The 20806-nt window shown below is 41.0% G+C and carries 15 protein-coding genes and 2 tRNA genes; 3 read left to right on the forward strand and 14 right to left on the reverse strand.

The window, feature by feature from the left end; genetic code table 11:
- Window positions 1–322 precede the first annotated feature (322 nt).
- The 7 genes from F612_RS0103170 to F612_RS0103200 form a co-directional block, all read right to left on the reverse strand.
- A complete protein-coding gene (locus F612_RS0103170) occupies window positions 323–925 on the reverse strand; it encodes a DUF502 domain-containing protein (RefSeq protein WP_019556301.1) in 603 nt (200 codons plus the stop codon).
- Between the two features lie 164 nt (window positions 926–1089).
- Window positions 1090–2169 (reverse strand): magnesium/cobalt transporter CorA, encoded by a 1080-nt coding sequence (gene corA, locus F612_RS0103175; RefSeq protein WP_019556302.1) that lies wholly within the window; start codon window positions 2167–2169, stop codon window positions 1090–1092.
- A 187-nt stretch (window positions 2170–2356) separates the two neighbouring features.
- Entirely contained in the window at window positions 2357–2989 is a 633-nt protein-coding gene (locus tag F612_RS0103180; RefSeq protein WP_019556303.1) for a YchE family NAAT transporter, read from the reverse strand.
- A 177-nt stretch (window positions 2990–3166) separates the two neighbouring features.
- Entirely contained in the window at window positions 3167–4819 is a 1653-nt protein-coding gene (locus tag F612_RS0103185) for an ABC transporter ATP-binding protein (protein ID WP_019556304.1), read from the reverse strand.
- 83 nt (window positions 4820–4902) lie between these two features.
- A complete protein-coding gene (locus F612_RS0103190) occupies window positions 4903–6276 on the reverse strand; it encodes an ABC transporter permease (protein ID WP_019556305.1) in 1374 nt (457 codons plus the stop codon).
- Window positions 6273–7250, reverse strand: a complete 978-nt coding sequence (locus F612_RS0103195; RefSeq protein WP_019556306.1) for an ABC transporter permease — start codon at window positions 7248–7250, stop codon at window positions 6273–6275. Before F612_RS0103195 ends, F612_RS0103190 begins: the two co-directional genes overlap by 4 nt.
- The gene (locus F612_RS0103200; protein WP_019556307.1) at window positions 7251–9425 is read right to left on the reverse strand and encodes an ABC transporter substrate-binding protein; all 2175 of its coding nucleotides are present in this window, start codon (window positions 9423–9425) and stop codon (window positions 7251–7253) included.
- 286 nt (window positions 9426–9711) lie between these two features.
- Between F612_RS0103200 and F612_RS0103205 the strand changes: the two genes are divergently transcribed.
- The gene (locus F612_RS0103205; RefSeq protein WP_019556308.1) at window positions 9712–10491 is read left to right on the forward strand and encodes an enoyl-ACP reductase FabI; all 780 of its coding nucleotides are present in this window, start codon (window positions 9712–9714) and stop codon (window positions 10489–10491) included.
- A 222-nt stretch (window positions 10492–10713) separates the two neighbouring features.
- On the forward strand, window positions 10714–13167 hold the full coding sequence (locus F612_RS0103215) for a methyl-accepting chemotaxis protein (protein ID WP_019556309.1): 2454 nt from the start codon (window positions 10714–10716) through the stop codon (window positions 13165–13167).
- Window positions 13168–13429: 262 nt separating this feature from the next.
- On the opposite strand, the gene F612_RS0103220 is transcribed toward F612_RS0103215, so the two are convergent.
- The 7 genes from F612_RS0103220 to tig all read right to left on the reverse strand — a co-directional run bounded on the left by F612_RS0103220 (window position 13430) and on the right by tig (window position 20289).
- Window positions 13430–13506, reverse strand: a tRNA-Asp gene (locus tag F612_RS0103220).
- 4 nt (window positions 13507–13510) lie between these two features.
- Window positions 13511–13586 (reverse strand) — tRNA-Val (locus F612_RS0103225).
- A 279-nt stretch (window positions 13587–13865) separates the two neighbouring features.
- Entirely contained in the window at window positions 13866–14153 is a 288-nt protein-coding gene (locus F612_RS0103230) for an HU family DNA-binding protein (RefSeq protein WP_169335981.1), read from the reverse strand.
- Between the two features lie 98 nt (window positions 14154–14251).
- The gene (gene lon, locus F612_RS0103235; RefSeq protein ID WP_019556311.1) at window positions 14252–16669 is read right to left on the reverse strand and encodes an endopeptidase La; all 2418 of its coding nucleotides are present in this window, start codon (window positions 16667–16669) and stop codon (window positions 14252–14254) included.
- A 115-nt stretch (window positions 16670–16784) separates the two neighbouring features.
- Window positions 16785–18044 carry an ATP-dependent Clp protease ATP-binding subunit ClpX gene (gene clpX / locus F612_RS0103240; RefSeq protein WP_019556312.1) on the reverse strand — a complete coding sequence of 420 codons (1260 nt, stop codon included), beginning with the start codon at window positions 18042–18044 and terminating at the stop codon, window positions 16785–16787.
- Window positions 18045–18055: 11 nt separating this feature from the next.
- A complete protein-coding gene (clpP, locus tag F612_RS0103245; RefSeq protein WP_019556313.1) occupies window positions 18056–18655 on the reverse strand; it encodes an ATP-dependent Clp endopeptidase proteolytic subunit ClpP in 600 nt (199 codons plus the stop codon).
- Window positions 18656–18975: 320 nt separating this feature from the next.
- On the reverse strand, window positions 18976–20289 hold the full coding sequence (gene tig, locus F612_RS0103250) for a trigger factor (protein WP_019556314.1): 1314 nt from the start codon (window positions 20287–20289) through the stop codon (window positions 18976–18978).
- Window positions 20290–20562: 273 nt separating this feature from the next.
- On the opposite strand from tig, the gene F612_RS0103255 reads away from it, so the two are divergent.
- Window positions 20563–20766 carry a YgaP family membrane protein gene (locus F612_RS0103255; protein ID WP_019556315.1) on the forward strand — a complete coding sequence of 68 codons (204 nt, stop codon included), beginning with the start codon at window positions 20563–20565 and terminating at the stop codon, window positions 20764–20766.
- The last annotated feature ends 40 nt before the right edge of the window (window positions 20767–20806 follow it).

Consider the following 20806-nt stretch of genomic DNA (forward strand, 5'->3'; position numbering starts at 1 on the left):
TATTTATACTTTAGTCCAGCGTATAAATACAAGTATCATTAAATATTCCTGTGGAATGTTTATGAAATTGTTGTTTTGCATAAATTTGACGATATTTAATAAGTCAATCGAGAGTGATCTTCTGCATTGAAAGAATTTATGAAGTAAGCAACGATTAATTTATCTTTGAAACATTCGGATCAAAATAAAACTAAATCTGCTTATTTAGCCGAATTTAACTCAAAAAAAACCCACTTAACAAAACGATTAAGTGGGTTTTACCTATTTAAAATGACCAGGCCTGTTCGTTTTAAATAGATTTGTAGAGCTTATAGAGTTTTCATTACTTATTATGTTTAGTACCCGCTCCGGTCATTCCCGCTGTTAAGCTAAAGCGCATCGCTTCTTCCATGCTCATATCAACAACTGTAACGGAGTCTTTGGGCACCAGTACAGCATAACCACCGATCATATAGCTCAACGGCAAATACACCAAGACATTGTCATCATCATTAAAACCTTGCGGTAACTTATGCATTTCATGCTCGGTGATAAAGCCGATAACTTTCATATTACCATTGATCTGTACCGACACCACCTGTTCAAAATCCTGGTCTTTTTTGGGTTTGAAGTAATCGAAGAAATCTCGAAACGCATTATAGATTGGCTTGATAATGGGCATATGAGAAATTAAATTTTCTAATTTTTCAAACAATACGCGTACCACATAGGCATGCATCAAGACACCGATTAAAAACAGCACCAATAAACCTGCAACCACTCCCATGCCAGGCAAGTACAATGCATTCGGCAAAACATAGGCAAACAAGCCAACAAGCACAGATTCTGCGGTGATTGCCATCCAATACAACAGGTATAAGGTTAAAAATACTGGCAGAATGGTAATTAGGCCGGTCAACATATTTCTCGAGATAAAACCAAACATTAAAACTTCCTTTTTATAAAGTGGAAAACCTGTTATCCAGGCTCTGAATCTGTTTTAAAAATAATAGCCAATATTTAATTCAAGCTAAATAAGAGCTTATTCTTCACGGGTAAACATTTAGTAATTAACTCAAACATGACCTTAGTGGTCGTACTGGTTAACGTTCATAGCCATTTTTTTCTTCTAAAATAGATCAATAAAACAACAGGAATCGTTATAAATACGACCCAAATGGCTGGATAAGCCCATTTTAAGGCAAGCTCAGGCATGTATTGAAAGTTCATTCCATAGATACCCGCAAGGAACGTCAGTGGAATAAAAATTGAGGCAAATACGGTGAGTACTTTCATGACTTCATTCATTTTATTACTGATACTGGAGATGTAAATATCCAGTAAACCAGACAGTATGTCTCTGTAGGTTTCAATGGACTCTAATACACGTATTGCGTGATCAGAGACATCTCTGAAATAAAGATGTGTACTCTGGTTAATAAGAGTGGATTCAGAGCGAAGTAATCCCGACATTAGCTCTCTAACCGGAGAGATACTTTTTCGAATATGAATGATATCCCGTTTTAGGTGCTGAATCTTATTGAGAATTTCTTTAGTGGGGTCAGAGGTAAGAAGCGCATCTTCAATGTATGTGACCACATCATCGAGGGCATCAATCAGAATAAAATTTTGATCGACAATGGCATCCAATATTGCATAGGTGAGATAATCCGTTCCAAGGCTTCTAATACGCCCTTTACTTGCTTTAATTCGCTTTAATACGGGGTTAAAAAGCTCATCTTTTTTCTCTTTAAAGGTAAACACAAAATTACTAAACACAAGAATACTGACTTGTTCATAGATGACCAAAAATTGCTCATTTTCAGAGGTTGATTCAGGTAGCAACCCATCTAGAACAATATATAGATAATCATCATACTCTTCAAATTTTGGCCTTTGATGTGTGTTTAAAATATCTTCTAAAACAAGAGGATGGACATCAAACTCCCGTCCAATCGTCTCAACCACATCCACCGTTGCTAACCCCTCAACAATGACCCATGTCGTGGTTGAATTATTTTTATACTTTAAGATCTCTTCAATGGAATCAATCTGCAGCTCTTCAACGACCTCTTTACTGTAATCAATTAATGATATTTGAGTGTCAGCTTCATGCACTTCACCCACATGAACGAGTGTACCTGGTGGCAGTCCTATTTTCTCAGAGGGATAGTTTAAAGATGTCCTCATACCATTTGTCCTTAGCAGAAATGTTCAACACGGTTTAATAAGAAGCTTTGATTCAATTGAATCAAATTATGTCTCAAAGCCAAAAACTGAAAGCCTTTTATCATGGATTCGTTTAAAAAGGACCCATCTATGACTCTATGAATAAATTTATTTGGTTCAAGATAACATTTCAATCGTCATTAACCGATTAGGCTAATATAGGAAAAATGCCTTTCAGTCCATTTGCAATGAACTCAATCGCAATCGCGGCCAAGATTAAACCCATGATTCTAGTAAAAACATTAATGCCGGTGATACCAAGACGTTTTGAAATCCAAGGCGATAGATGAAGCAGGATCCAAACAATTAGGCTTAGTAAGAGAATGCCCGCAGCAATCGTAAAATAGTGGCTCACAGCATGTGACTTATTGGCCGCCAATATCACCGCGCTGATGGCGCCTGGTCCCGCTAATAAAGGGATGGCAAGTGGCACAATGGCGACCGACTCTTTTTGCGCGGACTCGTTTGCTTCGGCATTCGTCTGTTTTAATAAACTTGTTTTAGCATGTAGCATCGAAATCGCCATTAATAAAATCAATATGCCACCTCCCACTCTAAATGAATCAATCGTGATGCCAAAAAACCGTAATAATAATTCACCGAAAAATAGCGTGACGAGCAGGATGATGGCAACGCTAATAGCGACAAGGTTAATCGTCTGTTTGTGCTGCTTCTCATTTTGATCAGCCGTTATGCTTATAAATAACGGTATGGCGCCAAACGGATTCACAATGGCTAACAAACCGATGAAAATTTTAATGTAATCAGCGTAATCAAGCATTTTTATTCATTCTCATAGGTCGTCAACGGCGACAGCAAGATAGTCATAAGGTTGGATCAGATAATATATACCGCCCATTCAACATAACGCATTAAAATAAGTTATGGTCTACCATGATACCTGGTCTGTTTACCTTTAAATAAAACACCAAAGCGGTTCGCCATTCAAAAAAAGACGTTAAGGCATCGTTTGCCTTAATAACTTCGGAGCTGAATTCAATAGGGCTTGGGTATATTCATGTTTTGGAAATCGCATCACTTGTTCAACACTGCCTTGCTCGACAATACGTCCTTCTTTCATGACAGCAACCTCATGTGCAATCGCAGGAATAATCGATAAGTCATGCGTAATAAAGAGGAAAGAGAGTTGATATTTTTGCTGCAACTCTTCAAGTAGATTCAATACCTGTGCACGCACCGTCACATCCAACGCACTGGTGGGTTCATCACAGATAATCAATTCTGGCTCAACCGCCAATGCCCGTGCAATACCGATTCTTTGGCGCTGGCCACCCGAAAACTCATGAGGGAAGCGATACTTATGCTCTGCTAATAAACCAACTTGCTCTAATAACTCTTCAATACGTGCATCTTGGTCTTTTTTATTAGGCGAACCGACTTGCAGGCTATTCATACCTTCGCGAATGATTTCACTGATGGTCATACGCGGATTCAACGCTGAAAAAGGGTCTTGGAAAATAACCTGCACCTTCTTTCTAAACGGTTTCATCTGCTTTTCGGTTAAAGCGGTAAAGTCGACAATACTTTCGATGTTTGACCCACCCTCACCCGGACTGCTGAAATTTACAGAGCCAGAAGTGCTATTAACCAGTTTTAAGATGGCCTGACCAATTGTACTTTTGCCACTACCGGACTCACCTACGAGCGCCAAAGTTTGACCTTTTTTGATGGTTAAGGTGACACCGTTTACGGCTTTGACGTAACCAACCGTACGTTGAAAAAGTCCTTTCTTAACAGGGAAATGTACTTTTAAATCATTTATTTGCAGTAATGATTTAGTGTCAATAATCGGTTTAAAGGATTGCTTAGGTATGGCATCTGCCAATAACTGTTGAGTATAGGGATGCTGGGGGTGACTGAAGAAGTGTTCTTTATCCGCCTGCTCGACAATCTCACCTTGTTTCATGACGGCAACCCGATCGGCCATTTCATTGACGACGCCCATATCATGGGTAATAAATAAAATAGACAGACCACGTCTATCACGAATCGTTTTTAGCAACTCTAAGACTTGTGCTTGGATGGTGACATCTAAAGCAGTGGTCGGTTCATCCGCAATCAACAGATCCGGCTCGCAAGCCAAAGCCATGGCAATCATCACCCGCTGCATCTGACCGCCGGAGAGTTGATGTGGAAACCAGTCATAACGGTCATTGGCTTGGGGGAGACCCACCTCTTCAAATAGAGAGACCACTTTTTGACGCGCGAGTTTACCGCGAATTTTCAGATGCACACGTAAAACTTCTGCAACCTGTTCACCGACTTTCATGACGGGGTTTAAGGAGGTCATAGGCTCCTGAAAAATCATCGCAACCTGCTTGCCGCGAATTTTCTGCATTTGATATTCAGGTAAGGTAAACAGATCTGTTTGATTAAGTGAAATTTGTCCAGCCGTAACCTGCAAAGCTTCAGGCAGTAATCGCATAATGGCAAGCGAGGTTAGCGACTTACCACTGCCCGACTCTCCGACCAATGCAAAGATTTCGCCCGACTCAATCGAGAAGCTAACATCCTTTATTAAAGGCGAGTCATTCACTGAAATACTCAGGTTTTTGATGTTTAATACCGTTGAAAGTGCTTGCGCCATCATTTTATTTCATCTTTATCAATTTGTGGAAATTGTCATTTTTTGCTTAAAGTTATCTTTATGTTTACGTTTATTAAATTCTCAAATTAATGAACCCGTCTCGGGTCTAATACGGTCTGTACTCTGTCTGAGAATAAATTCGCAGACAGAACCAAGGTAAACATAAAAACAAATGCCGAGAACAAAGACCACCAAACCATCGGTTCTCGGGCCATTTCTAAACGTGCTTGATTAATCATATTACCCCAACTGGCCGTGGTTGGGTCCACCCCAACGCCCACATAAGAGAGCACTGCTTCTGCCAGTACCAACCCACTGAAGTCTAACACTAAGGCAATTAAGACCAAATGCATTAAATTGGGCAAAATATGATTTTTAATAATTTTAAAAGGCCCTAAACCAAAAGCTTTGGCAGCAGAAACATATTCTACTTGGCTTATTTTAAGAGTTTCAGCACGTAATAAACGGCACAATCCCGTCCAACTGGTTAACCCTAAAATAAAGATTAAAAAGAGTAGCCGCAGATCTGCACGCTCTTCTGTGCTGCCAAACCAGTCGCTGTTATTGGTGATAATCACTTGCATGACCAGCACGGCGGCGGCAATCAACAATACCCCAGGAATCGAATTTAAGGTGGTGTATATATACTGAATCACATCATCTACCCAGCCTTTAAAGTAACCCGCGCTAATGCCTAATATCAGTGCCAAAGGCAACATGACTAAGGTGGTTAACAGTCCAATCAATACACCAGTACGGATACTTTTGATCGATTGTAATAAGACATCCTGCCCGACTTTATCGGTTCCTAAAACATGATAAAAGTGGCTTAGGTGATAAAACCAAATAAAGAGAAATAATAAGCTAAATACGCTGATATAAGCTGTTTTCCACGGCAATGTCTTGGCTTTGTTATTAATGTCTCGAAGAGCGGCCGTTCGAAATCTGAAAAGACCGTGAAGCAAGAGTAACAGTGCCATAATTCCAAACGTGAGCAGTAACGGCAAGCCTGTTTTCTTCAAAACATCCAACCAAATGGAAGCACCTTTTGTTAAGTGCTGCCCCCCATATTTCAGGGCTAAATAACTCTGTGAGACTTGGCCGTTTTCATCAAAATTTAAGGATGTACTGTATTCATGCGTGGCAAATGGCGCAGAATAAGTGCGTTCTGTTTGTTCGATTAAATGCATCAAAGAAAGATCTAATACACTATAGACCCCATGTCTTTTGTCTAAGCTGCTATCACCACTAGAGGCTAGCTGAATATGTACAGAACCCAATAATGCAAACACAAAATAAAACGTTAAGATCACCGCTGAAGCCATGGCAATTGGCGACTCAAAAATACTACGCCACTGCTTTCTAGCTTGCTCGGAGTGTTTAATCGAACGAATCCCTGCCAAAATAACAAACAGCAAGCTCCAAACCATTAAATCCGTCCACAACCATACAAAACTCATGCTAACTTTACCCGAGGATCAAACAGCGTATAAGAGATGTCCGTGAGAATCAGGCCGATAATATATAAAACCGAGCCTAAAAACACCATGGCTTTCACGATGCCAAAATCTTGGGCATTAATCGCATCCAGCGTATAACTGCCCAGGCCTGGTATACCAAAGAAGGATTCCATAATCAGACTGCCCATAAAGAGCGTCGGAATAACGACCACTACACCCGTTAGAATCGGTAGCATACCATTTTGGAGCACATGACCAAATAGGACTTTGAGATCAGATAAGCCTTTGGCACGGGCCGTACGAATATAGTCCTTATTCATCTCTTCTAAAAAAATACTTCGATACCAACGCATGCCTGCACCAATACCAGAAAACACCCCGATAAAAATCGGTAAGATCAAAAACTTAAACCCCTCCCAGCCTTCTGTATATCCCGAAATGGGTACCCAATGCCAAACCTTACTGAACAAGACTTGTCCGGCAATGATATAAAACAGGCCTGAGATAGACATAATCGCGACCGCCACCATCATGGTGGCAGTATCTAAGGCCGAACCTCTGAATAAAACAATCAGCAACGCCAAAGCGATATTAGTGACTAAACCAATGACAAACGTCGGTAAGGCAATGGCTAGGCTTGGCCACATACGTTCATAAACATCCGCCGTAATTTGTCTACCTGAATCAGACTGACCAAAATCAAAGACAAACAACTTCATGGATTCTTGCACAAACAGGGTATCTTGCACTTTGGCCAGCCCTGGTGCATCTGCATTAAAAAATAGTGGCTTATCGTAGCCGTGATCTACTTTCCACGACTGTATCATTTCGGGCGTGGTTTGCTTAGCCCCTAATTGGGCACGTGCCATGTCTTCTGGCGTATTCACCATGAAAAACAGTGCAAACGTGATAAAGTTAACTCCAATCAAAATCGGCAGTGCGAACAGCACTCTTCTCATAATGTAAGCAAACATCTAGGTGTTCTCACTTTGCGTGTTTTTTGCGCTTATCTTAATAATGGCGGCCTGGCGGCGACGATAAGCCAAATGTAAAGGATAGATACTGCCAATGATAATCGTAAACACGATTATCATTGGCCAAATAACAGGTTGATTCCATGCGGTTTGTTTTAAGATACGCTCTTTCGCGTCAATACGTCTATATTTAACAGTATTATTTGCTAAAGGGTTGGGCCAAACATTGTGCAACCAATGGTGATACAGCGCCAACGATTTTGGATGATACCCCCATATCCAAGGGGCATCTTTTTGCAATAACAGAGTCATTTCCTCAATAATCGCTAGCCGTTTGGGCCCATTTTTCATAGTCTTCATTTTTAAGAAAAGCTTGTTGAATTTTGGATTATCGTAATTGGCGCTATTAATTCCGGAACCATTGGTATTGATAATTGCATTGCCTCCATAGAGTAAAAACAGAAAATTCTCAGGGTCGGGATAATCGGCATTCCAGCCCCAAGAAAACATCTGTACTTTAGCACCCCGTACTTTGTCTTGAAAGCGATTGTAGTCCGTTGCGCGAATCACCAGTTCGATACCAAGCTTAGCAAACTGTTTACGATACCAGTTCAACATCGATTGACTGTCTGGCCCTGTGGCGGCCGTATCATAATGTAAGGTTAAAGGTGATCCATCTGGCATACGTCCATTGGGATATCCCGCTTCAGTTAGCAGTTGTTTAGCGACCTCTATAGACTTACGTTGTAAGCGATCATCTCTCCAATCGAACACAACACTATTGCGGCCAGCTTGACCTGATTGATAACCAAAAATACCAGGTGGTATCGGACTTTGTGCTGTGACACCTCGACCATTGAGAAAGATCGATATATACTCTTCAAAATTAACCGCAATGCTCAATGCCTGACGCAACTTACGCTGTTTCTTAGAGTAACCACCTACCACAGGGTCTACCATATTAAAGCCAAAATAGAGAATACTGGGCTGAATCATATTTAAAAACTGAATGCCTTTTTTCTGCATTTCTGGCGTGAGGCGCATAGAGCCCGAATTGGAAACTGAGACGGCTTGATCGAAACTATCAGAACTGACACCTGAAGCATCGTAATAACCCTGCAAAAACTTATTCCATAAAGGTACGCTTTCTTTTTCAAGCGAATAAACCACTTCTTTAATAAAAGGTAACCGCTTGCCTGCATCATTCAATAGAGCAGAATCTGCACCTTCTGCTAAGCCATCGACCGGATAGGTTTCTAGATGATAGTTCGGGTTAGCGAGTAAACGCATGCGTTTATTGGGATTATTCTCAACCAGTTGATAAGGTCCCGTACCAACGGGTGAGGTATCCAGAGTTAAGTTTTTTTCGACCAGGCCTGGTTGTTTATAAAAAGCTTCGGCCTCCCATGGAATCGGCGCAAAGAAGTTCATACTTAACCAATATAAGAACTGCGGATACACTCCTTTTATTTTTATTTTATAATGATATTTATCAATAACTTGAACACCACTAATATCAAACTTATTTAAGTTGAAGAAATGGGTTTTGGTGGTTTTATCATTAACGGAAAGTTCTATTTGATAAGCGTTAGAAACCGTCTCAGAAAAGAGTGTAAGGCCTTCAATATAGCGCGCCATAGAATCAAATATTGGTGAGTGATTTTGCCTTAAAGCCATGCGTTTCAGTGCATAAACATAATCTGCTGCGATGAGTTCTCGAGTGTCTTTTTGTTTAAAGTCACGCAATGTTTCAATCTTGGATAACGCCTCTGAATCCAGATGATGATATTTAAACTGTCCAAGCTGATCTTTAACAAATGCCGGGTGGGGTTGAAATTGTATGCCAGGCTTAAGCGTAAAGAGATACTCAGTAAAAGCAATTTTTGGATACGCTTCTGCTACGATTTTCCCTTTGGCATCAAAATACGTGGTTTCAGGCATCTTAGCGAGGGTTAAAGGCTCTAAAGTATAAGGGCGTTTCAAATAATGGTACTGGAGAGGTGGTTCGTACACTTGGCTTAAAATCGCCCACTCGTTAGAGTTATAAGACACCACTGGATCTAAATGTTTAGGCGACTCGCTAAAGGAGCTAAACAGCGTTTGAGAACGCGTTTGATCAGCACTATAAGGGGTATTCCAGGCCGATGCAGAGCAACTTGAGGCATAAACAACCATGGCCAAAATTCTGTACCAAGGACGACAGAGGTCAGTGACCTGATTTAGGAATGGTTTCTTAAATAACAAAGGTAGATTCACTATACGTTTACACACGCTAAAAGAAGATAAAAGTATTGGTAGACAAAGATACACTCTCATCTAAATAATCTAAACGGATTTTATCAATTACAGCCATTATAACTGCCTGTTTAGCGTTATAATGCTCATAAAATTTAATACTCATCATACGTGATTTTAAACTAAATTGACGTAATTATAAGACTCAATAAGATTGGAGAACAACATGGGATTCCTAACCGGAAAGAAAGTTTTAGTCATCGGTGTCGCAAATAACAAATCTATTGCTTACGGAATTGCAAAGCAAATGCATGCACAAGGTGCTGAAATCGCCCTAACCTATCAAAATGAAAAACTGAAAGGTCGTGTTGAAAAGATTGCCGAAGAACTTGGCTCTTCAATTGTTTTACCTTTGGACGTGGCGAATGATGATGAAATCAACAGTGTGATGACGGAACTCGCACAGACTTGGACAGAGGGTTTGGATACATTAGTACACTCCGTGGCTTTTGCACCTCGCGCTGAACTAGAAGGCCGAATGATTGATGCCTCTACCCGAGAAGGCTTCAGCATTGCACACGACATCAGTGCCTATAGTTTAACAGCTTGTACTAAAGCCGCTTATGAAATGCTTAAGGCCAAGAATGGCTCTGTCATTACGGTTTCTTATCTTGGGGCTGAACGCGCTGTACCGAACTATAACGTGATGGGCATTGCCAAAGCCTCTTTGGAAGCAACCGTTCGCTATTTAGCGGCTGATTTAGGTCAAGACGGTATTCGTGTCAATGCCGTATCAGCCGGCCCTATTCGTACCTTAGCAGCCGCTGGCATTAAAGACTTCAGAAGTATGCTTGATAAAGCAGCTGCTTCTACCCCGTTGCGCCGTAATGTGACCATTGAAGAAGTCGGCAATACCGCTGCTTTTTTATGTTCAGATTTAGCCTCTGGAATTACCGGTGAGATCACTTATGTAGACGGTGGGTACAACATCACTGCTTCAACTTAAACGCCATCACTCTTCACTCAAGCCCTAATTGGGCCTGAGTTCCACCACCTCTTCTATACTCGGATTTCTTATCCTTCCCCAAAAAAAACCTCATTACCTTTACACGCCTTTTTTGTTATATTCAAAACTCTACTATAAAAAACAACTACCGTAAGTTTATTACTGTGTCCAGTTGAGACGCATAAGCACCACACTCTGGGTGGCGAAAAACAAAGGTGAATCATGACTAAAAACAAAGATTTCTCAGGATTTATTTCAAATCTAAGCATGTTCAATAAGCTATTAATAGCCCCCTTAATCATGTTCACATTTATGATTGTCACAGCAGCCGTGACTCTGACCGACGCGCACCTTATCGAAAAAGAGGTCAATAGCGTTAAGGATTCCTCCATTCCAACGGCTAATCTCGCCAGCAATATTCTGGAAAACAGTCAATCTGCACAATTAGCTGTCCTTAAATTTTTACTGCAACATTCAGACTCTACCATCAAAGAATTAACCGTTCTTGAAAAAACAAACAGTGCGACCATCAAAAAAATGTACGACTTTCCACTCACTGACCTTCAACAAGAGCAAGTCGGCAAACTGAACGATGCCCATCAACACTATTACGAAACCGTCTTACAGAACCTCATTCCTAAGAGTCAAGAAAGTGTACGCCTCCTGCATGATATTAGTGACAAACAAGTCGAGAGCATTATCCATGACCTACACCAATTAAAGATAAGCTCAGGTTCAGAAACGGCACTACTTGCTGCTACCGCGATCGAACATGTCCAAACAGCCGAAGTGAAGCTTTTGCTTTATGTCGAAGAACTGCGTGAAGCAGACTATCAACTTGTCCAAAGAGAGTTGAAAGCCTTAAAAGACAGCCTATCAGTCATTATTGAATACGACCTATCGCCTGGTGTCTTGGCGTTAGTGCCTGAAATACAAGCTTCGGTTGGTCGTTTTGACGATGACATCAAACAACTTAAAGTAGACCTACTTTCAATCCGAAGTCTCATTGACGAAGATTTATCACAAACCACTCATCATTTAGAGCAGTTAAGTCATAAACTGCAAAATGAAAGCTGGGGAATTGCTAATCAGAATATTGATATGGCCTATTCAAAAGCAGAAGCATTGATTACCGCGGTTGAAATCAATACGCTACTCGCGCTCGTGCTTTCAGTACTGATCGTAGTATTCCTTGCCCGTAAAATTTCAGCGCCTATCAAACATCTAACCCAATGCATTAATCAAGTTAATAGCAAAGGGGATTTTAGCCTCCATTCTGGCATTCAATCTAAAGATGAAATCGGCCAAATTGCCCACTCTTTTGATAAAATGTTAAACACTCAATCGCACGCCTTTATGGATATAAAACGCATAATGTCGCAGGTATCTGAAGGCCAATTTACCGGACGGATAGACAGCGTATTAGTGGGAGAATTTTTAGCCTTAAAAACATGCATCAACGACTCTGCCCACCAACTTGAATCCACCTTTAATGAACTAAATAGAGTCAACTATTGCATTTCTCAGGGGAATTTTGACGAACATATTACGGCTGAGCTTAAAGGAGAATTTAAGCAAGCAGCCGATTCAACCAATCACACGGTTGAAAGCCTTAAAGCATTTATCACTGAAACCAACTCTGTTATGGAGCAAATCAGCCAAGGCCATCTACATTCTAGGATTCAAACGGAATTGCCCGGGGAAATTAATACGCTTAAACAGCATATTAATGCAACGGTAAGCACAGTTGAAGCGGCCATAACCGAAGTGAAAACAGTGGTTCAAGCGCAAGCATCAGGTGATTTGTCCAAAACCATCTCTGGCGATTACCAGGGGGACTTTGATGACCTTAAAACCGCCATCAATACGTCAGCCAAAGAGGTAAACCGAATAGTAACTCTGATACAGTTATCCGCTCAAAGCGTCCAACAGGCCGTACAGGAAGTCGGCACAGCCAGTATCGACCTCTCTTCTCGTACCCAAGCGCAAGCAGCCAGTATAGAAGAAACCGCAGCAGCGTTAGAACAGATTACAGCAACCGTCAGTGAGCATACCGACTCGACTGTCCATGCTGATGTGCTAACACACAAAACAAGAGAACAATCACAAACAGGCATGGAGATTGTTGAAAAAGCACGTCAATCAATGAACAAGATCACGACTTCCAGTGAACAAATCTCGGAGATCACCTCTTTAATCGACAGCATTGCATTTCAAACGAATTTGCTCGCATTGAATGCGGCCGTTGAGGCCGCAAGGGCTGGAGAACATGGGCGTGGATTTGCAGTAGTCGCCAGTGAAGTCAGAAACTTAGCACAGAAATCAGCTGAGGCTGCGAGCAACATTAAAAAGATCATCGAAGCCAGTGTCAGCCAAGTTAAAACGGGGGAGCAGCAAGTGCGCCAATCTGGCGAGATGCTCTTCTCTATTAACGCTTCAATTATTGAAATTACAGACATCGTTGATCAAATTACGACGAGTAGTCGGGAGGAAAAAATAGGCATCAGCCAAATTAACATTGCGATTTCCCAAATTGATGGTATCACCCAACAAAATGCAGCTTTATCTGAACAGGCCTCTGCCGCAGCAAACCAAATGCAAAGCGATACTGACAGCATGATGGATGCCCTTGGGTTCTTTAAGGCCTCTCCTCATAAAGCACTTGCACTCGCTTAATCATACATAGACAGGGTGGCGTCAATCGCATACGACCCATCCACCCTCACCTATAAAACACCTATAAACCCACTTAATAAGCTCTCTAAACAAAAGAGTTGAATATATAGCTACCTTCAGTAAGAGGTTTAGGTAACCGCATTTTAATATTCTGCTGGCTTAAATTACGACAAGGATGGCGTCTTGAAAAGACGCCCACAAGGACAGATTCAAGAAATGAAAAAGGCGACATACAGAATTAACTCTATGTCGCCTTTGAATATGGCGGTCCTGAAGAGACTTGAACTCTCGGCCTCCCACGTGACAGGCGGGCGCTCTAACCAACTGAGCTACAGGACCAAATTGGTGGGTGATACTGGGCTCGAACCAGTGACCCTCGCCTTGTAAGGGCGATGCTCTCCCAGCTGAGCTAATCACCCTAATTAAGTTTAAAACCCTTGGTAAGAAAACTTACTCAAAATCTTTGTACTCAATTGATGTGGCGTATTATAGAGTGCTACGGCAACATGTCAATCAAGTTTTTGATGTTTTTAGCATATTTTTAAAGGCGCTTCGTTAACCGCTTGTTTTATTGCAGTATATCTAAACTTTGCAAACTAATCCGAGGGGTAATGGTCTGCTTATCAGGGCCTTAAAAACACAAAACCCTTAATAAATAAGGGCTTTGATACGATCTTTGTAATGTTAAAGCGGAAGAATTATCCGTTCACACTATCCTTTAGCGCTTTACCTGCTGTGAACTTAGGTACTCTAGCAGCCGGGATTTGCATCTCTGCACCCGTTTGTGGGTTACGGCCAGTACGGGCTGCACGATCACCTACTTTAAAAGTACCAAAACCGATGATTGCAACAGAATCGCCTTTGCTCATTGCACCAGTTATTGCAGCAACAGTTGCATCTAATGCTTTTGCTGCATCAGCTTTCGTTAAACCAGCTTTTTCTGCAATTGAACTTACTAATTCAGATTTATTCATTATTTTCTCCATGACTATTTTAAAGTTTTATATGTATCCACCGCTTTGGGTACAGCATTTATAGCAATCAACCCCAAAGGGTGTCAAGCAAAAATGCGATTTTTTCGTAATTAATGGTGATTTGTGCTGTTTTCGGTGGCTTTTTCACTTTCAGGCTCCTTAAATACGCCACTCTTAGCGTCTGCATCTAAAGGTTTAGGTTTTGCTGTTAAAGCCAAGTCTAAAACTTCATCAACCCATTGAACCGGACGAATATCCAGTTGGCTTTTAACTTCTTCCGGCACATCCGCTAAATCTCGAACATTGTCATGCGGAATAAGCACCATCTTGATTCCACCCCGTAAGGCGGCCAATAACTTCTCTTTAAGACCACCAATGGGCAAGACCTCACCTCTGAGTGTAATTTCACCTGTCATGGCAACATCCGCCCTTACAGGGATACCTGTAAACACTGAAGTGATTGCAGTACAAATGGCAATCCCAGCACTAGGACCATCTTTTTTAATAGCGCCTTCAGGGAAATGCAAGTGAAGGTCAAATTTTTCATAAAAATTGGGCTCTAACCCTAACGCATTTGACCGGCTTCTAATAACACTCATAGCCGTCTGTACCGACTCTTGCATCACACTGCCTAATTGCCCTGTACTGTCCAACTTGCCTTTACCAGGCATCGCTGTGGCTTCAATTCTTAGTAAATCCCCTCCTACTCTTGTCCAAGCCAAGCCTGCAACTTGACCAACACGATTCATCTCATCCACTAAACCAATACGATAACGAGCAACTCCCAAATACTCTTCTAAATCGTCTGGTGTCACCGTGATTTTACCTGAGACCTCATGAGTCACTAATTTCTTAACCGCTTTACGGCAAATCTTAGCCAACTCACGCGCTAAAAGGCGCACCCCTGCCTCACGGGTATAACATTGGATAATCGCCTTAATGGAAGACTCTTGGACGTCGAGTTCACCTTTTTTCAGGCCGTGATCCTTTTCCGCTTTGGGCAACAAGTGCTGCATCGCAATATTAAGTTTTTCAGGCTCGGTATAGCCTGAAAGGTTAATCACTTCCATACGATCTAAGAGCGCCTCAGGAATATCCATCGAATTTGAGGTTGCGACAAACATAACATCAGACAGATCGTAATCGACCTCCAAATAATTATCATTAAAAGAGGCGTTTTGCTCAGGATCAAGTACCTCTAAAAGTGCAGAAGCAGGATCACCACGCATATCACTCGATATTTTATCGATTTCATCTAATAAAAAGAGTGGGTTTTTGGTGCCTGCTGTTTGCATTTTTTGAATAATTTTACCGGGTAAAGCACCAATATAAGTTTTTCGATGTCCACGAATCTCGGCCTCATCACGCACACCCCCTAAAGACATACGGACGTATTTACGATTAGTCGCCTCTGCAATAGAACGCGCCAGCGTGGTTTTACCGACACCAGGAGGCCCTACAAGGCACAATATAGGCCCTTTCATCTTACGGACACGCTGTTGGACCGCTAGATACTCGATAATGCGCTCTTTGACCTTATCAAGACCATAATGTTCAGCATCCAAGAAAGCTTGACTTTTATTTAAGTCTTTAGAAACACGACTGCGTTTCTTCCAAGGAATATCCAGCAACCAGTCCAAGTAATTTCTGACCACGGTGGCTTCAGAGGATTGTGCAGGCATCATTTTCAGTTTTTTTAGCTCTATTTTTGCCTTAGCTTTCGCTTCTTCCGACAAACCAGCCTTTTCTATGCGTAAAACAAACTGATCATGTTCATTAACGACCGTTTCATCACCTTCGGCAAGTTCACTGTGAATCGCTTTAATTTTTTCATTTAAGTAGTATTCACGTTGCGTTTTATCCATTTGGCTTTTTACACGCGTCGTGATACGTTTTTCAGACTCTAAAAGCTCCAACTCGGTCTCGACCATCGATAACATACGTTCCAAACGTGCATTAATCGAAGTAATTTCCAGCAGTGACTGCTTATCACTGACATTCAAATTAACATTAGCGGAAATAAGGTCCACCATACGTTCAGAATCCTCTTCTTTCTGAACGGAAGCTTTTACCTCTGCAGGCACTTTTTTCTTTAAGTCAGCGAATCTTGAGAACTGGCTTCTTAAGGTTCTCATTAAAGCCTGAGTATCTGCATTAGCGGGTTCACTAGCAACAATTTCACTAATATCTCCAAGCAAAACAGCACCTTCATTATGCAAGCTCGTTAATTCAAAGCGCTGAATCCCCTCAACCAAAACTTTAACCGTACCATCAGGTAATTTTAACAACTGTAAAATAGTTGCCATTGTACCCACTGAGTAAAGGTCTTCTAATTTAGGAACATCCTGCTCAGCACTTTTCTGTGCCACCAAAAAAATCTGTTTATCGCCATTCATGGCTTCATTGAGAGCATGGATGGACTTTTCTCTGCCAACAAACAAGGGCATGACATTACCAGGAAAGACGACAACATCTCTTAAAGGCAGCACCAATACATTCATTTTCATACTTATTTGATCAATATCCATTTTTATCCTCTCATGCGAAATTGAACCACACCAAATTTCACCTTAAAAAAAACCCAGACAAGCTGGGTTTTAAAACAATACCGCACTTATTTCTCGTGCTTCGTTTAAACCAGAGCTATTCACTTGATGCCTTTTTCGGCACCTCATCTTGATAGACCAACATCGGGGGTTTTTTCCCTTGGATGACTGCTTTATTAATAACGACTTTAGCGACATTTTTCAAGCTTGGTAAATCATACATTGTATCTAGCAATAATAACTCCAAGATTGAACGCAGACCACGCGCACCCGTTTTACGAGCGATTGCTAACTTCGCAATTTCAGTCAAAGCATCTTTTCTAAACTGTAATTCAGCGCCTTCCAACTCAAACATTTTTTGAAACTGTTTGACGAGAGCATTTTTAGGTTCCGTTAAAATTTTAACCAATGCCTCTTCATCCAACTCTTCTAAAGAGGTAATCACCGGCAAGCGCCCGACAAACTCAGGAATCAAACCAAACTTAATTAAATCTTCCGGCTCTATTTTTTGAAATTTTTGAGAAACCGTTAATTTATTTTCAGCGGTTTTTACTTTTGCTGAAAAACCAATACCGATATTGGTTTCAGTACGTTGGTCAATGATCTTATCCAAACCATCAAACGCCCCACCCACGATAAATAGGATTTTAGACGTATCAACTTGAATCATATCCTGATTAGGGTGCTTACGCCCACCTTGTGGAGGAACGGAGGCAACCGTGCCCTCTATCAATTTCAGTAATGCTTGCTGAACACCTTCACCAGAGACATCTCGAGTGATCGATGGATTTTCAGATTTTCGAGTAATCTTATCAATCTCATCAATGTAAATAATTCCACGTTCTGCTTTCTCTGGGTCATTATCACAATGCTGCAATAACTTGAGAACAATGCTCTCAACGTCTTCACCTACATAACCCGCTTCCGTTAAAGTGGTTGCATCCGCAATGGCAAAAGGCACATCTAATAGGCGTGCTAGGGTCTGTGCTAACAGCGTCTTACCTGAACCCGTAGGTCCTATCAGTAAAATATTACTTTTTGTCAGCTCAACATCATCTTTAGCATGCGCATTTTGTAAACGCTTGTAATGGTTATAAACGGCAACTGACAGTACTTTTTTCGGCTGCTTCTGACCAATGACATAATCATCCAAAATAGCACTAATTTCATGCGGGGTTGGTAAATTATCCAACTCAAATTGGCTCATCTCTTCTTCGCCAAATTCTTCGCGTAAAATATCATTACACAACTCTACACACTCATCACAAATATAAACCGATGGGCCTGCGATTAATTTTCTAACTTCATCCTGGGTTTTACCACAAAACGAACAATCTAAAGTTTTGTCTTCGCTCATTCTTTTCAACCCTATCGGTTCGTTAATACTTTATCAATCAAACCATACTCACACGCTTGTTGCGCACTCATAAAGTTATCACGGTCCGTGTCTTTTTCTATTGTTTCCATTGGTTGCCCAGTATGCTCAGCTAACGCCCTATTCAACTTCTCTTTAATTTGCATAATTTCTTGTGCATGAATCTGAATATCGCTTGCCTGGCCTTGAAAACCACCTAAAGGTTGGTGAATCATGACTCGAGAATTTGGCAAAGCAAAACGTTTACCTTTCTCGCCTGCTGACAATAAAAAGGAACCCATACTGGCGGCTTGACCAATACACATCGTGCTCACATTTGGCTTAATAAAGCGCATGGTGTCATAGATTGCCATACCGGCCGTGACGCTGCCACCGGGTGAATTGATGTACAAATGAATATCTTTCTCTGGATTTTCGGATTCCAAAAACAGCATCTGAGCAACAATCAAGTTTGCCATATGATCTTCAACTGGGCCTACTAAAAAGATAACACGCTCTTTTAAAAGTCTAGAGTAGATATCATACGAGCGTTCGCCACGGCTAGTCTGCTCGACGACCATTGGTACTAATGCATTGTTAATCATATTATCCATATTCTGTATTTCATCCTATTTGAAGACTTCTGGAAAATTTTGCATAACCTTAGTGAACACGTAAAAGGGTTAAAATCATTCTTATTTTCGACGAAAATCTGAAAAGATCGCTCTATTTCTTTTTTTGTCTCAATGAGCAATTTAGCCCCATGTTTTCTTCATTCCTAAGGTAGTCAAAACTCTCGTTTGATTATTTAAGGTGTATCTTAGCTGTTTCTTAGGCAAAAAAAAACTTAACCCCACCGACAAATCGAAGATTTATCACCAGGATTAAGTTTTCGAGTGAATCTTAGCGAACTAAGATCAAACTAAAGCCCAAATTAAGCAGCTGGAGTTATTACTTCATCAAAACTTTTAGTGACTTCAGTCACTTTTGCTTCCGCTAAGATATTGGCTGCAACTTTACTTTCAACTAAGATGGCACGAATTTCACTCTTAGCACCTGGATTTTCTGAATACCAGTTAATCACTTCAGCAGGATCTTCATAAGAAGACGCTTGTTCAGCAATATAAGCATTCACTTCGTCATCCGTTGCTTCAAGGTTATTCTCCTTGATGATATCCCCCAGAATCAAACCTAACTTAACACGCTTCTTAGCTTCCTCATGGAAATGCTCAGCTTCAACATTAACATCCGCAGGATTCATCCCTTGCTGTTGAATATTTTGTACCGCGCGATCCATCAAACTCTTAACTTCTTGCTCCATAAGTGACTTAGGAACATTAACGTCCACGACTTCTTGTAAAGAGTCTAATACCGCAGTACGATTCTTACTCTCAACAGCGCGTTGTAATTCTTTCGCCATACTGTCTTTAATTTCGACCTTAAGAGCCTCTTCAGTACCTGCTTCAACACCAAAAGATTGTACAAATTCTTCATCGATATCAGGCAAGACTTTTGTCATAACAGAATGAACGGTGATATCAAATGTAGCCGTTTTACCTTTTAATGCGTCTGAATGGTACTCTTCAGGAAAAGTGACTTCAATCACTTTCTCTTCGCCTTTTTTCATACCAATAATTTGGTCTTCAAAACCTGGGATCATTCGACCAGAGCCTAACTCAAGCGGCGCATCTTCTGCAGCGCCACCGTCAAATTCTACACCGTCAATTTTACCAACGAAATCGATAATAACCTGCTCGCCTTTTTTAGCTTTTTTAGCGGCACTTTTCGACGGCTTCCATGCCATACGTTGCTCGCGTAAACGAGTAATCATATTATCAACGTCAGTATCTGTTACTTCAGCATTCACGGTTTCAACGGTAATGCCGCTGAATTTTGGCAAGGTAATCTCTGGATAAACTTCAAAACGTGCCGTGAATTTAACCTGCCCATCGACATCATTCAAATCATCAAACATTGGGTGGCCAGCAACATTTAGCGATTCTTGGTCCACTGCATCATAAAATGCCTTTTGTAAGGCTTCACCCATCATTTCTTGGTTTACTTGCGCCCCATGACGCTTCTTAACAACGTTTAATGGCACTTTACCTGCGCGAAAACCATCCATTTTGATAGTACGACGAATCTCGTTTAAACGCTTTTCTACGCTTGCATTTAGGTCTGACGATGGAAATGTGACCGTCATCTTATGCTCAAGACCTTGTTCTGGTTTTTCTACAGTTACTTGCATATTAAATCTCAAAGTTGATGTTTAAAATTGGTAAATCAGTTAATTCTCATTAACTAAAAATCAGGATCAAAATTATACTTACTTCACCATTAAAGTGGAAGTAAAACCGTTAAAATTGACCAAATATCGAATAAAAACAAGGTTGGGAGAGGTTACCATCTTGTATAAACGTTAAAAAATGCTAGAATTCCTATCAAATTATCTTATAGGGTGTAAAGTTTTCTGCCTACGACTTCACTCATCAAGAATACCTAATGAACAAAGGATTTAGAAATGAATATCGAACGTATTGTATTGTTAGTGGCTGGTTTTATGGTTCTAGCAAGTGCTATCTTAAGTGTTTGGCATACCCCAGAATGGATTTACCTTACTGGTTTCGTGGGCGCGAACCTTATGTTCTCAGCGATGACGGGCTTCTGCCCAATGGTTTTAATTCTCCGCAAACTGGGTTTTAAGCACGGTCACTCGTTTAAATAAGACTTTACACTCCGAGTTGTGTTGCAAAAAAGGCCTGTCA

This window comes from Thiomicrorhabdus arctica DSM 13458, assembly GCF_000381085.1.
Classification (GTDB): Bacteria; Pseudomonadota; Gammaproteobacteria; order Thiomicrospirales; family Thiomicrospiraceae; genus Thiomicrorhabdus; species Thiomicrorhabdus arctica.

Excerpts from the sequence above, each read along its gene's own strand:
- F612_RS0103170 (WP_019556301.1), bottom strand. The coding sequence starts at position 925 with ATGTTTGGTTTTATCTCGAGAAATATGTTGACCGGCCTAATTACCATT.
- corA (WP_019556302.1), bottom strand. The coding sequence starts at position 2,169 with ATGAGGACATCTTTAAACTATCCCTCTGAGAAAATAGGACTGCCACCA.
- F612_RS0103180 (WP_019556303.1), bottom strand. The coding sequence starts at position 2,989 with ATGCTTGATTACGCTGATTACATTAAAATTTTCATCGGTTTGTTAGCC.
- F612_RS0103185 (WP_019556304.1), bottom strand. The coding sequence starts at position 4,819 with ATGATGGCGCAAGCACTTTCAACGGTATTAAACATCAAAAACCTGAGT.
- F612_RS0103190 (WP_019556305.1), bottom strand. The coding sequence starts at position 6,276 with ATGAGTTTTGTATGGTTGTGGACGGATTTAATGGTTTGGAGCTTGCTG.
- F612_RS0103195 (WP_019556306.1), bottom strand. The coding sequence starts at position 7,250 with ATGTTTGCTTACATTATGAGAAGAGTGCTGTTCGCACTGCCGATTTTG.
- F612_RS0103200 (WP_019556307.1), bottom strand. The coding sequence starts at position 9,425 with ATGGTTGTTTATGCCTCAAGTTGCTCTGCATCGGCCTGGAATACCCCT.
- F612_RS0103205 (WP_019556308.1), top strand. The coding sequence starts at position 9,712 with ATGGGATTCCTAACCGGAAAGAAAGTTTTAGTCATCGGTGTCGCAAAT.
- F612_RS0103215 (WP_019556309.1), top strand. The coding sequence starts at position 10,714 with ATGACTAAAAACAAAGATTTCTCAGGATTTATTTCAAATCTAAGCATG.
- F612_RS0103230 (WP_169335981.1), bottom strand. The coding sequence starts at position 14,153 with ATGGAGAAAATAATGAATAAATCTGAATTAGTAAGTTCAATTGCAGAA.
- lon (WP_019556311.1), bottom strand. The coding sequence starts at position 16,669 with ATGGATATTGATCAAATAAGTATGAAAATGAATGTATTGGTGCTGCCT.
- clpX (WP_019556312.1), bottom strand. The coding sequence starts at position 18,044 with ATGAGCGAAGACAAAACTTTAGATTGTTCGTTTTGTGGTAAAACCCAG.
- clpP (WP_019556313.1), bottom strand. The coding sequence starts at position 18,655 with ATGGATAATATGATTAACAATGCATTAGTACCAATGGTCGTCGAGCAG.
- tig (WP_019556314.1), bottom strand. The coding sequence starts at position 20,289 with ATGCAAGTAACTGTAGAAAAACCAGAACAAGGTCTTGAGCATAAGATG.
- F612_RS0103255 (WP_019556315.1), top strand. The coding sequence starts at position 20,563 with ATGAATATCGAACGTATTGTATTGTTAGTGGCTGGTTTTATGGTTCTA.